General features: G+C 66.2%; 1 pseudogene. It reads right to left on the reverse strand.

The window, feature by feature from the left end:
- Positions 1 to 394, reverse strand: a pseudogene (locus LQ326_RS47510) (hypothetical protein); the annotation flags it as partial.

Here is a 394-nt window from a genome sequence, read left to right on the forward strand (position 1 = left end):
AAGCTGGTCTGGAGCGAGGAGTCCTCGACACCGCTGAACTTCAGGGTGACGGTCGAGCCCGCGAAGGACCCGAGGCTGAAGGACTTCTGCACGTACCCGGAGGCCGCGTTGAGGTTCGAGTACGTGGCCAGGGTGGTCGAACCGGCGGTGACCGTCAGCTTGTCGTACTGGCTGCTGGTGGTGGTCTCGGCCGTGTCGACGTGCAGGTAGAAGGTGAAGGTGGTGTTGGTGCAGGCGGCCGGGATCGTCACCGACTGGGACAGCGTGTCGGTGTGCGAGGAGCCGTAGCCGTCGAGCCAGGCGTAGTAGGAGCCGGCGTGCGCCGCCTCGCTGCTGGAGTTGGTGATGACACCGCTGGAGGCGGTCCAGGTGGTGTTGCCCGACTCGAAGCCGG

This window comes from Streptomyces shenzhenensis (assembly GCF_021462265.1).
Taxonomy (GTDB): Bacteria; Actinomycetota; Actinomycetes; order Streptomycetales; family Streptomycetaceae; genus Streptomyces; species Streptomyces shenzhenensis.